The sequence below is a fragment of the Bradyrhizobium sp. genome, from assembly GCF_035701725.1.
In the GTDB taxonomy this organism is placed as follows: Bacteria; Pseudomonadota; Alphaproteobacteria; order Rhizobiales; family Xanthobacteraceae; genus Bradyrhizobium.
In genome coordinates, this window is sequence record NZ_DASSRP010000211.1 from 1 (window position 1) to 2,399 (window position 2,399).

General features: G+C 64.9%; 3 protein-coding genes. 1 reads left to right on the top strand and 2 read right to left on the bottom strand.

The window, feature by feature from the left end:
• The coding region (locus VFL62_RS12225) for an STAS domain-containing protein (protein WP_325172637.1) at positions 1–433 on the bottom strand (433 nt) is incomplete at its 3' end.
• Between the two features lie 123 nt (positions 434–556).
• On the opposite strand from VFL62_RS12225, the gene dgcA reads away from it, so the two are divergent.
• Positions 557–1,552: an N-acetyl-D-Glu racemase DgcA gene (gene dgcA, locus VFL62_RS12230; RefSeq protein ID WP_325172638.1), complete on the top strand. Its 996-nt coding sequence runs from the start codon at positions 557–559 to the stop codon at positions 1,550–1,552.
• Here the strand turns inward: dgcA and VFL62_RS12235 are convergent.
• Positions 1,522–2,399, bottom strand: an 878-nt coding sequence (locus VFL62_RS12235; protein WP_325172639.1) for an MFS transporter, incomplete at its 5' end; no start/stop codon positions are given. The two genes, dgcA and VFL62_RS12235, sit on opposite strands and share 31 nt — an antisense overlap.

Consider the following 2,399-nt stretch of genomic DNA (forward strand, 5'->3'; position numbering starts at 1 on the left):
CGGCCGCGAGCACGGCGCCGAGCATGTCGATCAGGCCGACAAACGTCTCACCGATGCCGGCGACGCTGCGGCCGACCTGGGCAAGCATGCCTGTGACGGTGACCTGCGCCCGCTCCACGGCGGGCGCGGCCTTCACGCGGCGCACCTCCTCGACGAGCGTGGAATAATCCGCCGACAGGCCTGCGATCTTGGCCTCGATGCCGCCCTGGGTCAGGCTGCGGCGCAGCCGCTCGATCAACCAGGCGCCGAAGGTATCGAGCTTGGAAATCTGCGACACGTCGATCAAGATGTTGGCCGCCTTTCCCTTCAGCCGTTCGGCATCGGCAACCATCTGCTCAAGCTCGGAGGCAAAGCGTGCGGTCCAGGGACCGGCCGCGCACAGCGCCAGTGCGCCTCCCTTTGCGATACGCTCCAGTGTCGGGTCGCCGCTCACGATTCCAGCTCCTTGAGCCTTTTCTTCAGATGCCGCTTGAAGGGGAAAATCCGGATACGCCCTGATAATATGTCTAGCATAGGGCGCGCGATCCGGCGCGCTGACAAACGGCTAGATATTAGAATGACTTCCAGCAAAGTGCCAATGCTTGAGGCGAGAATCGAACATTGGCCAATCGAAGGCAGTTTCACCATCAGCCGCGGCGCCAAGACCGAAGCGGTCGTGGTCGTGGCGGAAGTTGCTCACGGCGAAGCGATCGGCCGCGGCGAATGCGTTCCTTATCCCCGCTACGGCGAGACGCCTGAAGCAACGCTTTCGGCCATCCTTGGCATGACGGATGCCATCGCCCGCGGACTTGACCGGCAGGCCTTGCAATCCGCGATGCCGGCATCGGCCGCCCGCAATGCACTGGATTGCGCCCTGCTCGAACTTGAGGCCAAACAAGCAGGCCAGCGAATCTGGGATCTTCTGGGACGCACTGTTCCCCTCCCGCGCGTCACCACCTTTACGATCTCGCTGGGAACGCCGGAGGCGATGGCGGCGGCGACCGCGAAAGCCGCGCACCGGCCGCTGCTCAAGATCAAGCTCGGTGGCGACGGCGATGAGATGAGAATCGCCGCCGTGCGCAAGGCCGCGCCCGACTCCGAACTAATCGTCGACGCCAACGAGGCCTGGACCGAGGCCAATCTCGAACAAAATCTCGCGGCCTGCGCGGGAGCCGGCGTTACGCTGGTCGAACAGCCCCTGCCCGCGGGCCAGGATGTGGCGTTGGCGCAGATCAGGCGGCCGGTTGCCGTCTGCGCCGACGAGAGCGTGCATGATCGCGCTTCCCTGGACGGCCTTCGCGGACGCTACGACGCGGTCAATATCAAACTCGACAAGACCGGCGGACTGACGGAGGCGCTCGCGATGGCGGATGCGGCAAAAGCGCAAGGCTTCGACATCATGGTCGGCTGCATGGTGGCGACGTCGCTCGCGATGGCGCCCGCGATGCTGATCGCGCAACAGGCGCGCTTTGTCGATCTTGACGGCCCGCTTCTGCTGGCGCGAGACCGCGATGGCGGCCTGCGCTACGACGGCAGTCTGGTCTACCCGCCCGAGCCTGCGCTCTGGGGGTAAGCCTCGAGATGTTTCCACGCGGCCCACATGATGGCCGCGCCCAAAAGCGCCATCGCAGCCATCGCGTAATAGACGCACTCGCCGTAGCGCGCATAGATCAGGCCGGAGACGATCGAGGCGAGGGAGGCGACGATGCCGCTGCACGCGGCGAGATAGCCTTGCGCCCGCGTCACCATCGGCATCGGCACGTGCTTGACCATCAATCCTATGGTGCCGAGTTGCGTCATCGCAAAGCTCACGCCGTGCGCAAGCTGAACGACGGCGAGTACTGCGACCGGCGGCTCCTGCGCCGTGATCAGCCAGCGCGCCACCGCACCAATCCCTCCGATCACGACCAGCGTGGCCGGCTGCAGCGTGAAGCGCGGCGACAGCGCAAAGACCACGATCTCGACGATGACGCCGAGCGCCCACAGCGCCGCGATCGTCAATCCGCCGAGACCTGCGAGCTGCCAGGTGATGGAACCGAAGATGTAAAGTGCGGAATGGCTGCCTTGAATCAATGCGGACGTGACGATGATCGCCAGAAAAGCGGGATCGCGCAGCAAGGCCGTCGAACCGTGTGTCACCGTCGCCTTTGCCTTGCGTCCATCCAATGGCTGCAAACCAAGACTGACCAGGGCCCCGATCGCCGCCACGGCAGTGATGATCCAGATCAGATGCGTGGCCGCAATCTGGTCGGCAAGCCAACCGCCGGCGAGCGCACTGACAATGAAGGCGGCAGATCCCCATAGCCGCACGGGTCCGTAGTTAAGGCCGTACTGCACCACGCCGCGGAGCGCATAGGCATCCGTCAGCGGCACCGTCGGCGTCCACGCCACCGCAGTCAGCGCGTAGGCCAAGAACACGG